Source organism: Aquaspirillum sp. LM1 (assembly GCF_002002905.1).
Classification (GTDB): domain Bacteria; phylum Pseudomonadota; class Gammaproteobacteria; order Burkholderiales; family Aquaspirillaceae; genus Rivihabitans.
Window position 1 is genome coordinate 70,051 of sequence record NZ_CP019509.1, and the last position, 19,268, is coordinate 89,318.

15 protein-coding genes are annotated in these 19,268 nt (G+C 61.9%); 2 read left to right on the forward strand and 13 right to left on the reverse strand.

What is annotated here, in order from left to right:
- Positions 1-44: 44 nt before the first annotated feature.
- The 13 genes from BXU06_RS00285 to rsxA form a co-directional block, all read right to left on the reverse strand.
- Entirely contained in the window at positions 45-2,162 is a 2,118-nt protein-coding gene (locus BXU06_RS00285; protein WP_077295963.1) for a TOMM precursor leader peptide-binding protein, read from the reverse strand.
- On the reverse strand, positions 2,146-2,865 hold the full coding sequence (locus BXU06_RS00290) for a class I SAM-dependent methyltransferase (protein WP_171982064.1): 720 nt from the start codon (positions 2,863-2,865) through the stop codon (positions 2,146-2,148). Before BXU06_RS00290 ends, BXU06_RS00285 begins: the two co-directional genes overlap by 17 nt.
- 288 nt (positions 2,866-3,153) lie before the next feature.
- Positions 3,154-3,543, reverse strand: a complete 390-nt coding sequence (locus tag BXU06_RS17795; RefSeq protein ID WP_216352513.1) for a BMA_0021/BMA_0022 family TOMM bacteriocin — start codon at positions 3,541-3,543, stop codon at positions 3,154-3,156.
- Positions 3,544-4,005, reverse strand: coding sequence for a BMA_0021/BMA_0022 family TOMM bacteriocin (locus tag BXU06_RS17800; protein ID WP_216352514.1), 462 nt, complete (start codon positions 4,003-4,005; stop codon positions 3,544-3,546). It lies immediately after the preceding gene.
- Positions 3,975-7,979: a TOMM system kinase/cyclase fusion protein gene (locus tag BXU06_RS00300; RefSeq protein ID WP_077295965.1), complete on the reverse strand. Its 4,005-nt coding sequence runs from the start codon at positions 7,977-7,979 to the stop codon at positions 3,975-3,977. Before BXU06_RS00300 ends, BXU06_RS17800 begins: the two co-directional genes overlap by 31 nt.
- 511 nt (positions 7,980-8,490) lie before the next feature.
- Positions 8,491-9,831, reverse strand: coding sequence for a hypothetical protein (locus tag BXU06_RS00305; protein WP_216352515.1), 1,341 nt, complete (start codon positions 9,829-9,831; stop codon positions 8,491-8,493).
- A 170-nt stretch (positions 9,832-10,001) separates the two neighbouring features.
- Positions 10,002-10,274 carry an RnfH family protein gene (locus tag BXU06_RS00310; protein WP_077295966.1) on the reverse strand — a complete coding sequence of 91 codons (273 nt, stop codon included), beginning with the start codon at positions 10,272-10,274 and terminating at the stop codon, positions 10,002-10,004.
- Between the two features lie 140 nt (positions 10,275-10,414).
- Positions 10,415-11,110 carry an electron transport complex subunit E gene (locus BXU06_RS00315; protein ID WP_077295967.1) on the reverse strand — a complete coding sequence of 232 codons (696 nt, stop codon included), beginning with the start codon at positions 11,108-11,110 and terminating at the stop codon, positions 10,415-10,417.
- Between the two features lie 2 nt (positions 11,111-11,112).
- The gene (gene rsxG / locus BXU06_RS00320) at positions 11,113-11,721 is read right to left on the reverse strand and encodes an electron transport complex subunit RsxG (RefSeq protein WP_150125047.1); all 609 of its coding nucleotides are present in this window, start codon (positions 11,719-11,721) and stop codon (positions 11,113-11,115) included.
- Positions 11,722-11,723: 2 nt separating this feature from the next.
- Entirely contained in the window at positions 11,724-12,821 is a 1,098-nt protein-coding gene (locus tag BXU06_RS00325; RefSeq protein WP_077295969.1) for an RnfABCDGE type electron transport complex subunit D, read from the reverse strand.
- Positions 12,818-14,353, reverse strand: a complete 1,536-nt coding sequence (gene rsxC, locus BXU06_RS00330) for an electron transport complex subunit RsxC (protein WP_077295970.1) — start codon at positions 14,351-14,353, stop codon at positions 12,818-12,820. The genes BXU06_RS00325 and rsxC overlap by 4 nt, the downstream gene beginning before the upstream one ends.
- A 26-nt stretch (positions 14,354-14,379) precedes the next feature.
- A complete protein-coding gene (locus tag BXU06_RS00335; protein ID WP_077295971.1) occupies positions 14,380-14,919 on the reverse strand; it encodes an RnfABCDGE type electron transport complex subunit B in 540 nt (179 codons plus the stop codon).
- Between the two features lie 18 nt (positions 14,920-14,937).
- A complete protein-coding gene (gene rsxA / locus BXU06_RS00340) occupies positions 14,938-15,516 on the reverse strand; it encodes an electron transport complex subunit RsxA (RefSeq protein ID WP_077295972.1) in 579 nt (192 codons plus the stop codon).
- Between the two features lie 354 nt (positions 15,517-15,870).
- On the opposite strand from rsxA, the gene nifL reads away from it, so the two are divergent.
- Both nifL and nifA read left to right on the forward strand, forming a co-directional pair.
- On the forward strand, positions 15,871-17,403 hold the full coding sequence (gene nifL, locus BXU06_RS00345; protein WP_171982065.1) for a nitrogen fixation negative regulator NifL: 1,533 nt from the start codon (positions 15,871-15,873) through the stop codon (positions 17,401-17,403).
- 12 nt (positions 17,404-17,415) lie between these two features.
- Positions 17,416-19,023, forward strand: a complete 1,608-nt coding sequence (gene nifA / locus BXU06_RS00350) for a nif-specific transcriptional activator NifA (RefSeq protein ID WP_077295974.1) — start codon at positions 17,416-17,418, stop codon at positions 19,021-19,023.
- Positions 19,024-19,268: the final 245 nt, after the last annotated feature.

Here is a 19,268-nt window from a genome sequence, read left to right on the forward strand (position 1 = left end):
GGTGAGGAAAAGAACCGGCAGATCAGGCTGACCCAGGCCGCTTCTCAGACATATAAATCCCAGGGGTTCAGCGCGTCGGCGGCAATCGGGGTGTCTCGCCAGCCTAGCGCCACGGGCACCTGGTATAGCCGTGGGTTGGCCCGTTCTGGCCAGATATGGCAAGCGCCGGGTACGACCACCTTGACGGTGTGCAGCGGAATATCTGGCCGCGAATAATCATGCACCAATACTTCCAGCCCGCAACGCTGCAGCGCCTGCACACAGGTATGGATGTCTTCGGCAATGTCGGCGTGTGCGGCAGGCCAGGCCGGCGGGGAGGCCGGCGGCGGAGCTGGATGCAAAAAGGCCACGCGGGCCGCGTCAGCGTCACGCCAGTGCGCCGGCAGGCATTTATTGGCGGCCACCAGCTGAATCAGCTCGGTCAGCGCGCGCTCGGCAGCCAGGGTGGGCTCCAGGCTGCAGCCAAAGCCCAGCGCCCAGTCGCCGCTGGTGGTGTGCCGGGCAATGGCCGCCACCACCGGAATGCCCATGTCGTGGGTCAGGTCGAGCATCCAGCTGTCCCAGTCGCTGCCCAGCGCCTGGGTGGTGCGCAGCCAGGCGGGGCCAGCGTGCTGGCTGGGGTAGGCCGGGCGCGGCAGGGCGTTGTACCACCAGATGGCCACTGCGTCGCGCTCCACCACTTCCAGCAGGCCCTGCAAAATGGCTTCTTCCCGACAGTTGCCGCTGGCGCAGCCATTGGAGCTCCAGCTGGCGTAATCGGACCAGGGGGCCGGCACGTCGGCATAGCAGGCAGCCAGCGGCAGCAGGCGGGCAGAGTGATGGGTGAGCGACCAGGCCGGCGACCAGGCCATCAGGGTGTCGTCCTCGCAGGGCAGGTGCGCGGCCCGTTCGCCGGGGCGCGCCTGCGCGCGCTGCTCGGCGCTGAAAAACAGCAGCGACTGCGGCAGCACGCACAGCGTGCTCAGGCTGCGCGCGCGGCCCATCACCACCGCTTCGTCGCCCTGATAACCCGCTGCGTAGCGTTCAATCGCTTCGCACAAGGCGCTGGCCTGCGACTGGGCGTCGCTGGCACCCTTACCCAGACAGCTTTGCGCAACGACGCGCGTCAGACAGTCCAAGCCGCTGGCCAAAGGGCGGAAAAACTGGCTGTGATACACCGACATATCGCCCAGACTGGGCAACGCGCACAAATCAGCCACCACACCGCTAACTGGGCTGACTTCGGCCATCAGTCGGGTGACCGTCTCATGCGAGGTTTGTGTGCGAGCCCCACCGGCCACACCAAGCAGCTTACGTGCCGGATGCAGGCGCAGTGGCTGGTGCTGATGCATCGCCAGCCAGTCAGGATTGCCACAGGCAGAACACTGTGGACGTTGTGGGCTGGGATGGACGCACACTTTGTCATCAGCATGCACGGTCAATAGCGGCCATTCGGTTAATGGTTGTGCCAGATAGGTCGTCAGCGTGCGCAGGCGCATGCGCGCTGCATCGGCATTGGCGGATAGTGGCACACCTTGATGCTGGCTGCTATTCAGGTTGCGCCAGTGGGCACGCACCGGCTGGTTGCGCGCCAGACGCGCATCCAGGCAATGCCAGCAAGCATGGCCGGGCTGATAATCAAAATAGGGCCCGAACCACAGTGCATCGCCACTGATGCGTAAAGGCAGCCAAGCCACGCCAGCTGCCTGACATTCTGCATGCAGCGTTGGCAGGCGTGGGTCGAAATAATCGTCACACACCACCAGCCGCAATGGTGATGTTGGCCAGGCCACGCTGGTAACCCAGTGACACAGTTCCGTCTCGTCCAGCAACCTTGTCAGCACAACCAATTCCAGCAAAGGGGACAAGTGCAAGCCACGTGGGGAAAGTTTAAAATCCGGGGTCAGCCAACCGGTGGGGCGTGCTTGAGTGGCGCATATCCAGCCTTGTCCGGCCATCTGCGCCAGCGTGCTCAGCAGCGCTGGCAGCTCAGCCAGCCAAGACGGGTTGGCGCAGATTTCCGCCAGAGGCTGGGCCAGTTCAATCAATTCCGCGACGCGGCACACCAGCGGTTGTTCAAAATGCAGCAGGCCCCCATCATCAAACAACGTGACGCCATGCGGCTCCAGCACTGCCTGATAGCGCGGATGCCAACTCGGGATGAGGTTAAACCAATCCATCATCTGCCTTTTCCTCCGGCAGGCCTACTGCCAGACAAACCAGGGTGTAGGGCGGATGTTGGTGTTGGGCAAGAAAATCAGCGGCAAATTGTTGGTGACCGGCAGAAAATTCAGCAAATGGATGGCGCTCGGCCAGGATATGCAAGCCCGGATGGCCGGCAATCAGTTCGGTGGCGTCAATAGCGCCTCCGCGCACAGGCAGATGCACGCCGCCCTGCTCTGAAGATGCAATCATGGCTGGATGCAGAAAGTCGGCCAATATCTGTCCACGTAAACCGTAGCGAACAAAATAATCCGCAATGGTAACCAGCAATGCATGTGCATCATCGGTGGACAAATAAGGCAATACCCCTTCAAGCACTAATGCATGCGGTACATCAGCGCACAACCCGGCAGCGTCAAGCCAGCCTGTCTCCGTCAGCGAAGCCGCCCAGTTGCGCTCGCCAGCTACTGGCGGCAAGCACAGCTGGCGCACGGTGATGACCTCAGGTAAATCCACATTAAACCAGCCCACAGCCGGATCCAGTATGCCGGCCAACCGAGCGCGCCGGGTGCATAGCCCCGCGCCCAGCGTCAGCACCAGACTGCCGGCACGCAAACCGGCATCACGCACACCTTGGTCAAAGTACTGGCTGCGCACGATGATGCCGCGCACCAGTGTGGGGTCAGCAGTCAGTTGTGCCAGGGATAGCGGGCAGGCACGCACGACTTGCTCAGCCAGTGCATCACGCCAGTTCAGTTCGGGTAAAGGGCAAGCGCGGGCCGCAATAGTCAGCGCCAAGGTGGCGGAGCTGTTGGTCAGCGCTGCCCAAGCGGTTTGGGCGGAAGCAAGGTGTGCAAAGCAATCGGTCATGAGAGTTTCGCTTGCTTAAACAGGATGGCGTGCTGACGCACGTTCACCCCATGCCGTTGGTACCCGGCATGGGGTGAACGTGCGTCACGAACGGTAGCGAACCGCGTATGGCCTGCTCGCTACTGCGCTTGATCACACCGGTCAGCAGGTGAACGGATAAGCCGGGCCGGTGTTGTTGTAGGATGTCAGCGCAATCGGCTGCAACGCTTTGTCTTTCGGCGCGTTCGGATAATTCAGCACGATGCGATTCTTGATTGGCTTGCCATTGGCATCATCAAGATTCCATTTCTCGCCATCCCAGTTCAGGCCTGGGTTGGTGACAAACTTGATTTTGAAGTTGAACGGGCTGTTATAACCCAGCCACTGACTCAACACCGCAGACGCATCGCCACCAGGCGGATAGAGCAACGCTTCCTTGAAGTTGGGGTCGGTCCAAGCCAGGGCGATGGCGCGCAGCACCAAACCGCCAAATGCCGGCATAGAGTCGGGGCCGCAGCCCGGAATGCCCAGATCGGTAGGTAATGCAGCCATTTAAACGCCCTCCACTTTCGATTGAGTGTGTTCAACATCCTGTATTGGGCCAAGCAGATCCGGGAAGATCTGATAGAACGCAGCCAGTGCTTCAGCAGCACCAGAGGCCGGACGGTTGGGCAGCACAATTTCAAAGCCATCGTCCATGCCAATCCAGCCACCTGTCAGCTCAGGCTTCCATTGGGTTTGCTCGGTAGGGAGTGCGCTGTTTTCCAGGTGGATATCCAGCTTGGGCCAAACGGAAGTCAAGCCGAATTGCTCAGCCAACAACGGCTGAATGTCGTCAGCCGCCAGCAGTTTTGCCTCGAATGCCGGATCAGCCCAGGCTTGTGCGATGGCGCGCAGATAAGCCAGGCGAAACTCCAGCAATGGTCCGCCGGTTTGTACAGTGGTGACACTCATCGTGTGATGCTCCTTTTCAGGGGTGGGAGTCAATCCGCCCAGGGCGATAATTCGGGCCACTGAGCCAGCAAGTCGCGCAGACGCTCTGCAGCGCCTACGCAAAAATCCGGGTCAAGCTGGTTAATCAAATACAAGGCCTGCGCCTCTATACGGCGTTTGCCACCTGCATGAGCACACTCGGCGGCGGCAGTGGCGGCGGCCAGAATCTCTACCAGGCTGGCGCCACGTGCCCACAGATAGTTCGCCTTGTCCCAGTAAAGCTCGGCCAGATGTCGGCGCTCGCTCAACACCTCGACCAACGCCAGACAATCGTCCAGCCTTGCCAGCGCGCCATCAAAATCACCCGCACGCGCCAGAGAGTGTGCGGCAAATGCCCGATAACTGGTCTGGCCATAGCGGCAACCGATGCGCCACAGCGCTTCAACACCAGCATCAGCTTCGGCCACCTCACCCACAGTCCAGCTGCGGATAATCTGTGCGTAACCCAAAAATGCCGGCAGACCGTAGCGCTGCGCCAGTTCGATTAATTCTTCGCACACGGCTTGCGTGGCGACAGCATCGTTACGGCCCTGATCAAATAGCGCCAGATACAGCAGTGCAATACCCAGCGACGGCACATGCGCCAGTTGCCGTGCATGCGCCACGGCCACATGGGCATCGTCACATGCCGGCTGTCCATAACCTTGCCCCCAGCGCACTAATGCGCGTGTTGCATACGACCAGACCAAGGTATCCAGGCCAAAGCGTGCGGCATGTTCGGCATGCAGCACACTATCATGCTGCGCAATCGCAGCGGACAGTTCGCGTTCGGCATCGTCAAACCAGCCTTCTGAGTAGTGCGCCAACCCCAGCCATAACTTCGCCGACACATGCGCATGGCTGTCATCTGTTATTTGAGCTTGCAGCAACATGGCTTGCGCCAGCTGCATGACCTCGGCGCGATTGCTGGCAACATGGTGATAGGTCAGCGTGGTCCATAAATGTTGCAGGCGCAATTCAGCTGAGATGTTCTGCGCAAGAATGACCTCAGAAAGCGCTATCTTTTCTGCCACCTGCGGGTGAGCCCAGCCATGCTTGTTCATCAGCGCCTGGGTGACATAGCCATTCAGTTCCAGCCGGGCTTCCAGCTTCGCCTGACCACTCAGGTGCTGAATCCAGCCATCCACCTGCTGGGCGTAGGCAATGGTTTCATCATTCAGCGAACGATGCTGGGTTTGCCGTAACTGGGCCAGCCCCAGCGGAATGGCCTGGGCGTAATGTTCTGCCCGGGCAAAATGGTGGGCCAGCGCCCCCGGCGATTCTTCCGCCTGATTGGGGTAGATTTTTTCCATGGCCAGCGCCACGGTTTCATGCCGGCGCTTTTGCTGCGATTTCAACATGCCATCGTAGGCTGCATCGCGAATCAGGGCATGGCGAAAAATATACCGCGCGCCGCCATCTGCCAGGGCCAGCAAACCGGCCTCAACCAGAACATTGAGGCTAATATCCAGATTTTTCCCATGGGCGTCGATTACACATGTATACAGCAGGCCGGCGTCCACTTCGCGGCCAATGGTGGCGGCCAATTGCAGGATATCGCGCGCCGGGCCAATCTGGTCAAAGCGGTTATTCAGTGATTCGCGCAGGGTAATGGGAATCCGGTCCAGATGGGTGCTGTCCTTGAAGTTCCACACCCCGTCCTGCTCGACCAGGCTGGTTTCCCGCAACATGTGCGACAGCTCCTGGATAAACAGGGGCACGCCGTCGGTGCGCAGCACAATATTGTCCACCACGGTGCTGGCCAGGCGTTGCGGGGCAAACAGATGGCGCACCATGGCAGCGGCTTCGGCGCTTTTCAGCCGGCCAATCTCCAGCAGGCGCGTGTCTGCGCCAGGAGACAGGCCCCAGCCTGGCCGGCAGGTTTGCAGCAGGACAATCCGCTGCTTGCCCAGGCTGTCGCTCAGGTGTTGCAGCCATTCCAGCGAGGCGGAATCTGCCCAGTGCAGGTCTTCCACCACCAGCAGCAGCGGTGCCTGGTGGGATAGATACAGCAGCCATTGCACGGCGGATTCGATCAACAGGCGCTTTTGCAGCACCGGGGCCACCGGGCTAGGTTCGCGGTGGCCAAACGGCAACGCCAGCCAGGTGCAGAAAATCGGCAGCACCCGGTCCACATCGCAGCCGGCGTCCTGCAGTGTGCTGGTCAGCCGGGCAATCTGGGATTCTGGGTCGGCGGGGCCGGATTCCAGCACCTGCTGGCGCAACAGCGCCAGGAGCGGAGCCAGCGCGCTGTTTTCGTATTCAGGAAAGCAGCGCGCACACAAGGTGCGCCCCCCCTTGCGGACAATATGCCGGCGCAGGGTTTCGCTCAGGCAGGACTTTCCCACCCCGGCTTCGCCACGCAGCATCCAGCTGCGGCCCTGGCCAACGCGGGCATGACGCCAGCTGCGCAGCAGCTCGCGCAATTCGCGGCTGCGGCCAATGCAGCGGGTGTGCCAGGAGTCTGATCCGGCCACTTCTTCAATCGGTTTGAGCGTGTCAATCAGCAGACGGAAGCAGGGAATCACCAGCGGCGTGGACGGAATCCGCACCTGGCCCGCCGCGTCAAACTCGGCAAAGCCGCGCAGCAGCTGGCGAAACGATTCGCTCACGCAAATTTCCCCCGGCATCGCGGCGGTTTCGATCTGCATGGCAATATTCAGGGTATTGCCCGGCGACACTTCGTGGTTGGCAATCACCACCATGCCGGTGTGCAGCCCAACCCGCACTTCCAGCTGGCCCCCCACCCGGCACAGCTCGGCATCGCTGGCACGCCGGCGGGCCAGGCTCATCAGTTCGGTGGCAATGGTGGCCGCCAGCCGGGCGTCGCCCTCGGTGCTTTTCGGGTAGCCAAACATCACGCAAAACTGATGACCCAGGTTGCCGATCAAGCTGCCACCGCGCTGCAGGGCCGCCTCCTGAAACGCTTGCGACAGGGTGCGCTGCAGGCTTTCCTGCTGTTCAAAATCTACCGCTTCCGGATCATCGTCCAGCGGTGGCAACCACACCGATACGCCGCAAAACAGCAGGGTGACCTGGCGCTTTTCCTCACGCACTGGCTGGCTGACCACGGTGGGCAGCAGGGTGCTGGCCGCCTGCGCCGGGGTAGGCAGTGACACATCCACCAGATCGTCCAGCCGGATGCGCGACAGCTCGTGCAGCAACACCTGGGCCGACTGGCTGCGCTCATCGCGCTTTTTACGCAGCGCCTTGCGCAGCAGCGAGGCTACCGGGTGGCTGGCCACGCCCTTGGGCAGCATGATTTCCTGTGGCACCAGCTTTTGATAAAAGATATCGGCGGTGGATGCGCCTTCAAACGCCGGTCGCCCAGTCAGGCATTCCAGAAAAATCAGCCCCCAGGCGTAAAGGTCGGACTGGGTGCAGGGGGCTTCGCCGCGCAATTGCTCTGGCGCGCTGTAAGTGGGCGTGCCCAGGCATTCGTCGGCGTGGGTGATGTTTTTGAAATGCGGGTCGCGAAAGTCCGGCACCAGCGTGCTGATGCCAAAATCCAGCACCTTGGCGTGTCTGACCACGCCATAGGTGGCAATCATGATGTTTTCTGGCTTGAGGTCGCGGTGGACAATGCCCAGTTGATGCGCACAGGCCAGGGCATCCAGCACCTGCATCATCAGCCGGCCCGCCTCTACTGCTTCCAGCGCGCCTTCCTGCTGCAGCAGCTGCTTGAGGGTAATGCCGGGCACGTATTCAAACACCCCATAGACAAATGGCCCGCTCATGCCGTCGCCCAGCAATTGCACAATGCTGGGGTGGCGCAGACGACCGCACAGCACGGTTTCACGCTGGAAGCGTTCTATCCGGCGTGCGTCATCGTCTACCCTGGCGATTTTGATGGCAACTTTTTGCTGGTTTTTGTCGTCGGTGGCCAAAAACACCACGCCATAGCTGCCGGTGCCCAGCAGGCTTTCCAGCGTATAGCCCGGCACAGAAACCGGTGTGGCCGTTGGGGAGTTCAGCGAGGCGGGAAGGGGCATGTTTGCCAGTGTAGGCGCTTTCATGGCCGGGTCCTTGTGGGTGTGCGGTGGCGCCAGGGGGAAACTCAATCAATGCAAAACCGGCATGGCCACATCAGGCACCAAAGCTTGCCATCCGGTTGCTCAGCAACAGGCAAAAAAACGCCACACAGGCAAAAGCATGTCGTGACATGCTTGCTGTCGTGGGCGCGAATGAAACGGATTATGGCATTATCTCCATTTTGGGAGATAGTGTTTGTGCGAATTTCAATAGATAGTCCTATTCTGAATCCGCATTTAGAGAGCAAGGATAGACAATTGCGATATCCGTTAAGACTATTCATTTATTGTATACCCGTAGAGTTACGCTAATAGTGGCTGATCGGAGCGGACCGCACGCATTCATCTTGATGACATTGATAGGCAACATATTCCAATGGGCTGATTGCCTTGACTGGCCATGACGCTTGCCCATTCGGCAATCGGCAAACGCAAAAAAAAACCGGGCGATTGCCCGGTTTTTTTGTCTGAAGCGCTGCCTGATGGTAACAATGCGTCAGGATGCCGCTGGCTGCACCAGTGCCACCGGCGCAGGCGTTGGCTTTGGTTCATCATGCGGTGCATCCGGGTGCCAGCCCAGGGTCAGCATCAGTACGGCAAAGCCAACCACATAGCCTACCGGCACATGCCAGCCCTGCTTGAGCCATTGGCTGGCCGAACGGCCTTCCGGGTACATATTGGTCAGCGCCACGCCAGCAGACGAGCCAAACCACAGCATCGAACCGCCAAAGCCCACGGCGTAAGCCAGCACGCCCCAGTCGTAGCCGCCTTGCTTGAGCGCCAGCGCGGTCAGCGGGATATTGTCAAACACTGCCGAGATAAAGCCCAGCGCCAGCGCACTCATCCACGAAGCGGGCGGCAGTTGCTCCACCGGCATCATCGACGCGCACATCACCAGCGACAGCAGAAAAATCGACCCCTTGATGGTTTCTGGCAGCAGTTCCCAGTCGTGGCGACGTACCGGAATGGTCAGGATAATGGCCAGCCACACCGCCACGCCGATAAACGGAAAGCTGTCGGCCATCCCGGTGTAGAGCATGTTTGCACCGACATTGGTAACCACGGCAAAGGTGAGCATCACGCCGACAATAAACAGGCGGCCCCAGTCCACATGGGTGTGAGCATGGCTGTGCTTGAGGATGGGCGAGTAGGCATGCTGCTGCTTGGCGGCAAAGTAGCCGACAATCACCAGCGCCACCACGGCAGCCACATAAGCATCCAGCACCACCAGCGGGCTAACGCCGTCAATCCACATCATGGTGGTGGTGGTGTCGCCTACCACCGAGCCCGAACCGCCAGCATTGGAGGCGGCCACAATCCCTGCCAGATAGCCCACATGTACCTTGGCCTTGAACAACTGGTGGGCCATCGCCCCGCCAATCAGCGCGGCGGCAATATTGTCCAGAAAGCTGGAGATGAAAAACACCATCACCAGCAGGACAAACCCACCTTTCCAGTCATCCGGCAGATACTTGGGCAAAATCACCGGCACATGGCTTTTTTCAAAGTGACGCGCCAGGATGGCAAAGCCGGTCAGCAGGCAGAACAGATTGGCCACCGTCACCCATTCATGGTGCAGATGGCCAATGAAACCGGCCACGCCCAGGCCGGTGGTAAAGCCCACCGTGGCAATCTTGTACACGCTCAGCGTGGCAAAACCGCCCAGAGCCACCCACAGGGAAAAGTGGTGAAATACCGCCACCCCCAGCAGGGTGGCGGCAAATACGATGAACTCCAGTGGAATGCCGGCAATATTCACCCCACCATTGGCAGCATGCGCAGCCAATGGCAGGAAAATACCAGCTCCCAGCAGGGTAAGACGAGAACGACAAGTCATGATGGCTTACTCTCTAGAGAGTCTAAGGAAACGTGATGCTTGCCCGGTGCAAGCAGATGAACTCGGTGTGCGAATCATCCGGTAAGCCAATCAGCGGGCAAGACATCCTGATTAGGGGTAGCGAGTATAGCGAAAGACCCATCCGGCCATGGATAGGGGGATTCCCTATATCAATCATCCGCCGGGGTGTCCCGACGCGGTACGGTTTCCGGATCGGCAATGATGGGCCGGTAAATTTCCACCCGATCCCCCGCCTTGAGCGCTGTGCTGGGCTTGACTACCCGGCCAAAAATGCCCACCTTGCGCTCGGCCAGATCCACATGCGGAAACTGCTTGAGAATGCCGGAGCGCTCAATGGCGTCCACCACGGTGGATTCCTCCGGTACGTCCAGGCTCAGCCAGACTTGCTGGCCGGGTTCGGAATACACAACACCCACTTGCATGGCATGCTCCTTTACATCGTTTGCATCAAGACACCCCAACCCAGGCAACAGGCATTATCCCATTATCCGGTAGGGGACGGTTCAAGACACCGGTCAGCCACGCCACAACGCGGCTGACCGGTCAATCAGCGCCGGCAGGCTCAGCAGTGCGCCGGTTCGGCATGCGCCGGGGCGGGCTTGCCGGCATGGCGCGCCTGACGGGCTTCCATGGCGCGCTTGCCTGCCAGCAAGAACCCCAGGATGGCAAAGCCACCCGGTGGCAAAATCATCAGCAGTGCGCCGCCGTAGCCCGGCAGCGTCATTTCCAGAAAGGCAAAACCGGGGCCCAGCAGGTTTGAGGCATTGCTGAACAGGGTGCCCGAACCAAAAAACTCGCGGATCAGGCCAATCACCGTCAGCGCGCCGGTAAAGCCCAGGCCCATGGCCAGGCCGTCCACGGCTGAAATCAACACGCCGTTTTTCACTGCAAATGCCTCAGCGCGGCCCAGAATGGCGCAGTTGACCACAATCAGCGCAATAAACAGGCCCAGCACCTTGTACAAATCATGCATCCAGGCGTTGAGCGCCATGTCCACCACAGTCACCAGGCCGGCAATCACCACCACAAACACCGGAATGCGTACCTGCGAGCTGACGGTGTGGCGAATCATCGACACCAGAATATTGGACACAATCAGCACGGCAGTGGTAGCCAGCCCCATGCCCAGGCCATTGGTGCCGCTGGTGGTCACCGCCATGGTCGGACACATGGCCAGCAGTTGGGCAAACACCACGTTTTGCCCCCACAGCCCTTCCTTCATTACATTGCCCACCGAGGGCGTATTGCTGTCAGCCATGTTCAGCCTCCCAGAATGTCGGTTTTGTGCTCACTGAAAAACACCATGCCGCCCTTGACCGCCTTGACCACGGCGCGCGGGGTGATGGTGGCGCCGGCAAACTGGTCGAATACACCACCGTCCTTTTTCACCGCCCATTTGTCTGCCGGTGGCTCGCCCAGAGACTTGCCGTCAAAGCTCAAAATCCATTTGTCCTTGGCAATTTCAATCTTGTCGCCCAGACCAGGGGTTTCGGTGTGCTTGAGCACGCGGGCACCCAGCATCTTGCCGCTGACATCCACGGCCATCAGCACGGCAATTTCGCCGCTGTAGCCGCGCTCGCTGACCTGAAACACCACGCCTTTGAGCTCGCTGCCCAGCCGGGCGCGGTAAATGGTCAGCGGTTTGTCCTTGTATTGCAGGGTGACCACATCCTTGACCAGATCATTGTCGGCAAAGCCCTTGGGCAGCACTTCGCTGAGCGAATTGCGCAGGTCGGCGGCTTCGGCGGCGGCAATGGCATCGTGGGTACTGCTGGCTGCTACGGCCAGTGCGCCGCTGACCAGCAGCGCCACCGTGCCCAGCAGCACCGGCTGATAGCCGAGTTTTTCCCGAATGGCGTCCAGATTCATCTTCATGCCTCCTTGGCAGCCGGAACATCCAGCGGTTTACCGTTGCGCTGACGCCCCAGGATGCGCGGCTTGAAGGCGCGGTCCAGCATGGGAGTCAGGGCGTTCATGAACAGCACGGCAAACGCCATGCCCTCGGGGTAGCCGCCCCAGGTGCGGATAATCCAGGTCAAGAGGCCAATGCCCAGCCCGAACAGCAGCTTGCCCAGTGGGGTGGTGGGCGAAGTGACATAATCGGTGGCGATAAAGAACGCCCCCAGAATGGCCGCCCCGGACAGAATATGGCTGGCAGGGTCCAGGTAATGTGCCGGATCGACACTGTGGCCAATGGCGGCAGGAATGGCCAGCCCGGCCAGCACGGCCAGCGGGATATGCCAGGCGATGATGCGCGTAGCCAGCAGATACAGCCCCCCGGCCAGCAGCAGCGCCGCGCTGGATTCGCCCAGGCTGCCGGTGCGGATGCCATGCCAGGCCGCCGCCGCTGGCGCATGGCCGCTGGTCAGGCTGTGCAGCAGGTCAATGCCGCGCGACAGTTCGGTTTTGGCGTAGCCCAGCGGCGAGGCGCTGGCCATGGCGTCGGGGATGCCGGTGACGCCCAGCACAATAAACAGGCTTTCGGTAAACCCCGGTGCCGACAGGCTGGCCTGCGCGCCAGGCAGCACCCAGGTGGTCAGCGGCAGCGGAAACGACACCAGCAGCGCCACCCGTGCCACCATGGCCGGGTTGAACACATTCTGGCCCAGGCCGCCAAACACCTGCTTGCCAATCACGATGGCCAGAAACCCGCCCACCACCGGCACCCACCACGGCGACCATGGCGGCAGGGTCAGCGCCAGCAGCCAGCCAGTGAGCAGCGCCGAATGGTCTTTCAGCGCCCGCGATGGACGCGGATCGCCTTTCAGGCGCAGGCACAGCGCCTCAAACCCCACACAGGACAGCAAGGTGAGCGCCCAGACCAAAAACGACGGCCAGCCGTACAGCCAGAAGGCAAACAGGGTAGCTGGCACCAGCGCCAGTTCAACCCGCATCATGGTGCCGGCCACGGTCTTGCCGGCATGGGCATGCGGCGAGGCAACCGGGCGGGAAGTGGAAACAGCGCTCATGTGGGTTCTCCCTGTGGGCTGGCTTCGGCGCTGGCAGCGGTTTTGGCCGCAGCAGCAGCGGCAGCAGCGGCGCGTTCGGCCTTGCGCTTGGCGGCGGCTTCGGCTTTTTCGCGCGCTTCCTCTGCCAGCCGGGCTTCACGCGCCTGCGCCAGTTTCTTGGTGGATTCCATCCGCAAGGTGGCGCGATCGCGGGCAGACAATTCGTTTTTGGCGTAGGTGAAGTGCTGCACCAGCGGAATGCTCGACGGGCACACATAGGCGCAACAGCCACAGGCAATGCAATCTTTCAGCCCCAGGTCCACCGCTTCGCCCAGCGCTTCCTTGCGGATATGCGCGGCCATATCCAGCGGCAGCAGCCCCATCGGGCAGGCTTCAACACAACTGCCGCAGCGGATGCAGTCGTGGGCCTCTTCGTCGCGGGCTTCTTCGCGGTCCAGCGCCAGAATGCCGCTCACGCCTTTCATCACCGGCACCCGCCAGTGCTGCACTTGCGAGCCCATCATCGGCCCGCCAATCACCCGCCGGGCCAGGCCAATGCCATCGCCCTTCAGGCCGCCGACAAACGCCAGCACATCCTGCGCCAGCGCCCCCAGCGGTACGTCCACATTGCCGGGCGCGCTCACACAGGCACCGCTGACTGTCACCAGCCGCGACACCAGCGGGCGGCCTTCGCGCACGGCCTGCGACACCGCCAGCGCCGTACCCACGTTATTGACCAGCACGCCCGCGTCAAACGAGCGGCCATCGGCGGGTACTTCAATGCCAGTCAGGGTTTTCACCATCTGCTTGTCAAAGCCCATCGGAAAGCGCGCCGGCACCGGGCAGACGCGCACCTCGGCAAAACCGGCGGCAGCAGCCTGCATGGCGGCAATCGCCTCGGGCTTGTTGTCTTCAATGCCAATCAGCGCCTGTTTGGCCCCCGAGGCATACACAATCAGGCGCACGCCATCCACCACGCCAGCGGCCTGGGTGCGCATCAGCACATCGTCACAGGACAGATACGGCTCGCATTCGCCGCCATTGATGATCACCGTGTGGATGCCGGCGCGGTTGGCCCCGGTCAGCTTGACTGCCGACGGGAAGGTGCCACCGCCCATACCCACCACGCCGGCAGCCGCCACTTTCTTGTTCAGCTCTGCTGGCGACAGGGCAAACGGGTCGTCGCAGCCTTGCAACGCAATCCATTCGTCCAGACCATCCGGCTCCAGCACAATGGCCGGCATGGTCAGCCCGGACGGGTGTGGCGCGGTCACTTCGCTGATGGCCACCACGGTGCCGGAGGTGGACGCATGCACCGGGGCCGACACCATGCCCTGGGCTTCGGCCAGACACTGGCCTTTTTTCACTTTTTGCCCCACCAGCACCACCGGGCGCGCGGGCGCGCCAGAATGCTGCGACAGCGGCAGATACAGCCGGTCCGGGGCGGGCATCACCCGGATTGGTGCATCAGCCGCCGGGCGTTTGCGGTCGTCCGGGTGAATGCCCCAGTCGGCACTGCCCAGCAGTTTGTCCAGCAAGGTACGCATGTTCATGATGACTTGATCCTTGGCAATCGCAATCAGGCGGCCGCAGTGGCCGGGGCCGGGCGCGGCATCACCCAGTGTTGCAGGGTCACCGGCACCGGCTTCATCAGCAGGGCTTCGGTTGGGCACACCGGCACGCAGCTTTCACAGCCAGTGCAGGCTTCGCGCAGCACGTTGTGGATTTGCCGGGCGGCGCCCACAATGGCGTCAGTCGGGCACACCTTGGCGCAGCGGCAGCAGCCAATGCACAGCTCTTCGGCCACCGCAGCCAGCTTGGGGCCGGAATCGTCCATGCCCGACAAGTCCAGCGCCAGGTCCAGCTTGGCCGCCAGCGCGCTGGCCAGTGCCTTGCCGCCCGGCGGGCACAGTGTGGCGGGTGCCGAGCCATCCACCAGCGCAGCCGCTGCGCCGGAACAGCCCGGAAAACCGCACTGGCCGCAATTGGAACCCGGCATCATGTCGATCACTTCGTCCACCAGCGGGTTGCCTTCCACCTGCAAGAAGCGGTTGGCCACACCCAGCACAATCCCCAGCACGGCGGCCAGGACCGTCAAACTCAATACGGCAGCAAGCATGAGGGTTTCCTTTCAGAGTCAGATGTTCAGGCCAGAGAAGCCCATGAAGGCCAGCGCCAGCAGGCTGATGGTGACAAACGCAATCGGCGCGCCGTCAAAGGCGTCGGGCACTCTGGATAACGCCACCCGCTCGCGCAGGCCGGCAAAAATCACCATCACCAGGGTAAAGCCCATGGCCGAGCCAAAACCGTACACCAGGCTCTTGAACAGGCCGAACTGCTGCGAGATGTTCAGCAGCGCCACACCCAGCACGGCGCAATTGGTGGTAATCAGCGGCAGGTAAATGCCCAGTGACTGGTAGAGGCCAGGGCTGATCTTGCGGATCACCATTTCGGTAAACTGCACCACAGCGGCAATCACCAGGATGAAGGTGAGGATGCGCAGGTAGGACAGGCCCAGCGGGGCCAGCAGCCAGTTTTCCAGCATCCAGGAGGCACCCGCTGCCAGGGTAATCACAAAGGTAGTGGCCAGGCCCATGCCCAGCGCGCTGTCCACGCTCTTGGATACGCCCATGGCCGGGCACAAGCCAAGAAACTTCACCAGCACCACGTTGTTGACCAGGGCGGTGGACAGCAGTAGCAGAATGTATTCGCTCATGACGGTCTCGCACACAAAAGGGAATGCCCTGTTTTTGCATAAGGCATGCCACACTGGGCCAGTTTCACGCAAAGCCTTGCCAGCACTGGGTTTGTCTGATGGCGCGCGGCAAATGCTGCAGCGCAATGTCGGATACCCGACAGGGCTTTCGTCGGGTTTGTCCCTTCGGGGCCGGAATTCTGCGTGTTTGCTGCTTTTACGACACTCGGCACAGTTCCTGCTTGAGTGTCAGGTATGATATCGGTTCGCCCGCCCGCGCAAGGGGCTATCATGGGCGCTCCGAACACGAGAAAGGTCGGGTGTGCCGCAAGGGTGGCGCGACCCCGGCCTCACCCCAAAACTGGAGACCGCATCATGTCGGCTGAACTTGCATCCTCGACTCTGGCTTTGCGTACTGGCGTGGCACCGCTGCCACCCGAACTGTACCGACAGGCGGTGGAAGAAGCCGATCTGGCCGTGTCGATTACCGACCGGCATGCCAACATCCTGTATGCCAATGCCGCGTTTACCCGCGTCACCGGCTACACGCTGGACCAGGTGCTGGGCCAGAATGAATCCATCCTGTCGCACCAGACCACCCCGCGCGAGGTCTACCAGGAAATGTGGCAGCGCCTGGCTGGCGGCCAGTCGTGGACCGGGCGGCTGCTCAATCGCCGCCAGGATGGCAGCGTCTACCTGGCCGAGGTCAGCATCACGCCAGTACACGCCGCTGACGGCAGCGTGACCCACTACCTGGGCATGCACCGCGATGTCACCACGCTGCGCCAGCTGGAATGCATGGTCAACAACCAGAAACAGCTGATTGCCTCGGTGCTTGACGTTGCCCCCATGGTGTTTGCCCTGCTCGACAGCAATGGCTACGTGATGCTGGACAACCAGGCCTACCAGGCCATGGCCAGCGACCTGCGCAACGACAACCCGGCCCACCTGCTGATGGACACCCTGTGCCCCGACTGGCGGCATGCGCTGGTCACCGAGCCCAGCCGCTGTGTGTTCACCGAACTGGAAGCCCGGCTTGACCGCCCGGTGGGCGGGCCGCGCTGGTATACCTGCACCGCCCAGCTGATCCGGCTGAGCAACGAAGCCACCGACAGTTTTTTCTGCGCGCAAAACGCCGTGGGCCTGCTGCTGACCTGCTCCGACATCACCGCGCTGCGCGCCGAACAGGAACGCGCCCGCACCGCCGCGCTGAAGGCCATTCTGGCTGACGAAGAACGGGTGGCGGCCATTCGCGAAAGCCTGTCGGCGGCGCTGTTCCGCCTGGAAGAGCCGATGAACGTGATTTTCTCGGCAGTGAATCTGCTGCGCCGGCGCGATCCGGCCAGCGCCAGCATGCTGGAAGACGCGCTGGACGCCAGCCGGGTACATCTGGACGCGCTGCGCGAAGTGATTCCGCCGCGCGGGCCAGAAACCATGAGCAATATCAACCTCAACGAAATCCTGCGTGACGTGCTCGACATCGTCACCCCCAGCCTGCTGGCCAATGGTGTGGTGGTGGACTGGCTGCCTGCGCCCACCCTGCCCATGATCTATGGCCGGCCCGTGCAGTTGCGCGTGCTGTTCAAGGCGTTGCTGGACAACGCCATTGAGGCCATGAGCAGCAAGGGCTGGCGTCGGCGCGAACTGGCGCTGCAAACCCGCCAGCACGATGATTGCATCGTCATCACCGTGGCCGACCGAGGCCCCGGCATGACGCCAGATTGCGAACTGCGGGCATTCGAGCCTTTCTTTACCACCAAACGCAGCGGTGGCCGCCATCTTGGCACCGGCTTGTCCCGCGCGTACCAAGTGGTCACTGACCATGGCGGATTCATCGACCTGGCCGAAAACCCCGGAGGGGGATGTCTGGTCACGGTGGAGTTCCGTCTGGACGGCGATCCTCTGTAAAGCGAAATCGACATGGATACTCCGCCCACTGATGTGACGCCCGCGACGGGCGGACAGAACTGCAACTTCTGTCCCACCCACCACCTCAACCTGCTGCAGCTGTCGGCCCTGTATGCGGTCAGCCAGGTGTTCAACCGCACCCAGGACACCGCCGACATGCTGCGCGAGCTGCTGCGCGTGCTGCACGATGAAGCCGGGCTGACCCACGGCCTGATTGGCGTGGTGGAACCCGACACCGGCTATCTGGCGGTGCACAGCCTGTACCACCCGGACCAGGCCGCCACCGACAGCGTGCGCTACCAGCCCGGCGAGGGCATTCTGGGCCTGCTGCTGGAAAAACCGCGCACGGTCATGCTCAAGCGTGTGGCCGACGAGCCGCGTTTTCTGCACCGGCTGGGGGTTTACCTGCCGGAACTGCCGTTTATTGCCGTGCCGATCAAGGCGGGCAATGCAGTGTGCGGCGTGCTGGCAGTGCAGCCAGAAAACGAAGACGACGGCCTGCTCAGCGACCGTGGCCAGTTTGTCGAAATGGTGGCCAACCTGATAGGCAAGAGCGTGCAGCTGGCGCGTGAAGTGGCGCAGGAGCGCCACGCGCTGATTGAGGAGCGCGATTCACTGCGCCGCACCGTGCGCCAGCAGTTTGGTTTTGACAATGTTGCCGGCCATTCGGCCAGCATGCGCCGGGTATTCGACCAGGCGCGCCAGGTGGCCAAGTGGAACACCACCGTGCTGATTCGTGGCGAAACCGGCACCGGCAAGGAGCTGATAGCCAACGCCATCCACTACCATTCGCCGCGCTCGCGCCACGCGCTGGTGAAGCTCAACTGCGCCGCGCTGCCAGAAAACCTGCTGGAAACCGAGCTGTTTGGCCATGAACGCGGCGCGTTCACCGGTGCGGTGGATACCCACAAGGGCCGTTTTGAGCAGGCGCATGGCGGCACGCTGTTTCTGGATGAAATTGGCGAAATCTCGGCGGCGTTTCAGGCCAAGCTGCTGCGGGTGCTGCAGGAAGGCGAATTCGAGCGGGTGGGCGGCAACCGCACCATCCGGGTGGACGTGCGGGTGATTGCCGCCACCCACCGCGACCTGGAAGCGGCAGTGGACGCTGGCGAATTCCGCGAAGACTTGTTTTACCGGCTGAATGTGATGCCGCTGTTCCTGCCGCCGCTGCGCGAACGCATCGAGGATATCCCCGATATTGCCCAGCACCTGCTCAGCAAGATTGGCCAGGCACAGGGGCGCAAGCTGCGCATGACCGACGCCGCCACCAGCCGGCTGGCTGCACACGGCTGGCCGGGCAATGTACGCGAGCTGGAAAACTGTCTGGAGCGGGCCGCCGTGTTGTCCGAGGATGGCCGGATTGACGTGGGGCTGATTTGCTTTCCCAGCGCCCGCGACCGCTCGCCGGCCCGCACCCCCAGTCGTCCGGTGGCCAGCCCGGCCAGCAATGCCCCGCCGCCATCGGTGGACGATCCGTCCTTGTCTGAACGCGAACGGGTGATTGCCGCGCTGGAGCAGGCCGGCTGGGTGCAGGCCAAAGCCGCCCGCCTGCTGGGCATGACCCCCCGGCAGATTGCCTACCGGATCCAGACCTTGAACATCGAAGTGAAACAGCTGTAAGCCCGCCCCTCCCCGCCCAGTCGGGGAGGCCGGGCCAGCAGTCGCTGTAGCATTCTGTAGCAAACGCATCATCCTCTACTCCCATCTCCTGGCGCGGGCCAGATGTATTTTCCTGTCAAATCAAGTGCATGTTTTTCGTTTCGCCAGTCAGGCATGGCCTTTGCTAAAATTCGGCTATTGCCTGGCTTATATCACGCTGCCACCGCCTCCCGCCGGGATAACGCAGCGTAGCCCCCTGGGCGGGC

Excerpts from the sequence above, each read along its gene's own strand:
- BXU06_RS00325 (WP_077295969.1), bottom strand. The coding sequence starts at position 12,821 with ATGAGCGCTGTTTCCACTTCCCGCCCGGTTGCCTCGCCGCATGCCCAT.
- BXU06_RS00310 (WP_077295966.1), bottom strand. The coding sequence starts at position 10,274 with ATGCAAGTGGGTGTTGTGTATTCCGAACCCGGCCAGCAAGTCTGGCTG.
- BXU06_RS00300 (WP_077295965.1), bottom strand. The coding sequence starts at position 7,979 with ATGAAAGCGCCTACACTGGCAAACATGCCCCTTCCCGCCTCGCTGAAC.
- rsxA (WP_077295972.1), bottom strand. The coding sequence starts at position 15,516 with ATGAGCGAATACATTCTGCTACTGCTGTCCACCGCCCTGGTCAACAAC.
- nifA (WP_077295974.1), top strand. The coding sequence starts at position 17,416 with ATGGATACTCCGCCCACTGATGTGACGCCCGCGACGGGCGGACAGAAC.
- BXU06_RS00335 (WP_077295971.1), bottom strand. The coding sequence starts at position 14,919 with ATGCTTGCTGCCGTATTGAGTTTGACGGTCCTGGCCGCCGTGCTGGGG.
- BXU06_RS00305 (WP_216352515.1), bottom strand. The coding sequence starts at position 9,831 with ATGACTTGTCGTTCTCGTCTTACCCTGCTGGGAGCTGGTATTTTCCTG.
- BXU06_RS00285 (WP_077295963.1), bottom strand. The coding sequence starts at position 2,162 with ATGATGGATTGGTTTAACCTCATCCCGAGTTGGCATCCGCGCTATCAG.
- rsxG (WP_150125047.1), bottom strand. The coding sequence starts at position 11,721 with ATGAATCTGGACGCCATTCGGGAAAAACTCGGCTATCAGCCGGTGCTG.
- rsxC (WP_077295970.1), bottom strand. The coding sequence starts at position 14,353 with ATGAACATGCGTACCTTGCTGGACAAACTGCTGGGCAGTGCCGACTGG.
- BXU06_RS00315 (WP_077295967.1), bottom strand. The coding sequence starts at position 11,110 with ATGGCTGACAGCAATACGCCCTCGGTGGGCAATGTAATGAAGGAAGGG.
- BXU06_RS17795 (WP_216352513.1), bottom strand. The coding sequence starts at position 3,543 with ATGGCTGCATTACCTACCGATCTGGGCATTCCGGGCTGCGGCCCCGAC.
- nifL (WP_171982065.1), top strand. The coding sequence starts at position 15,871 with ATGTCGGCTGAACTTGCATCCTCGACTCTGGCTTTGCGTACTGGCGTG.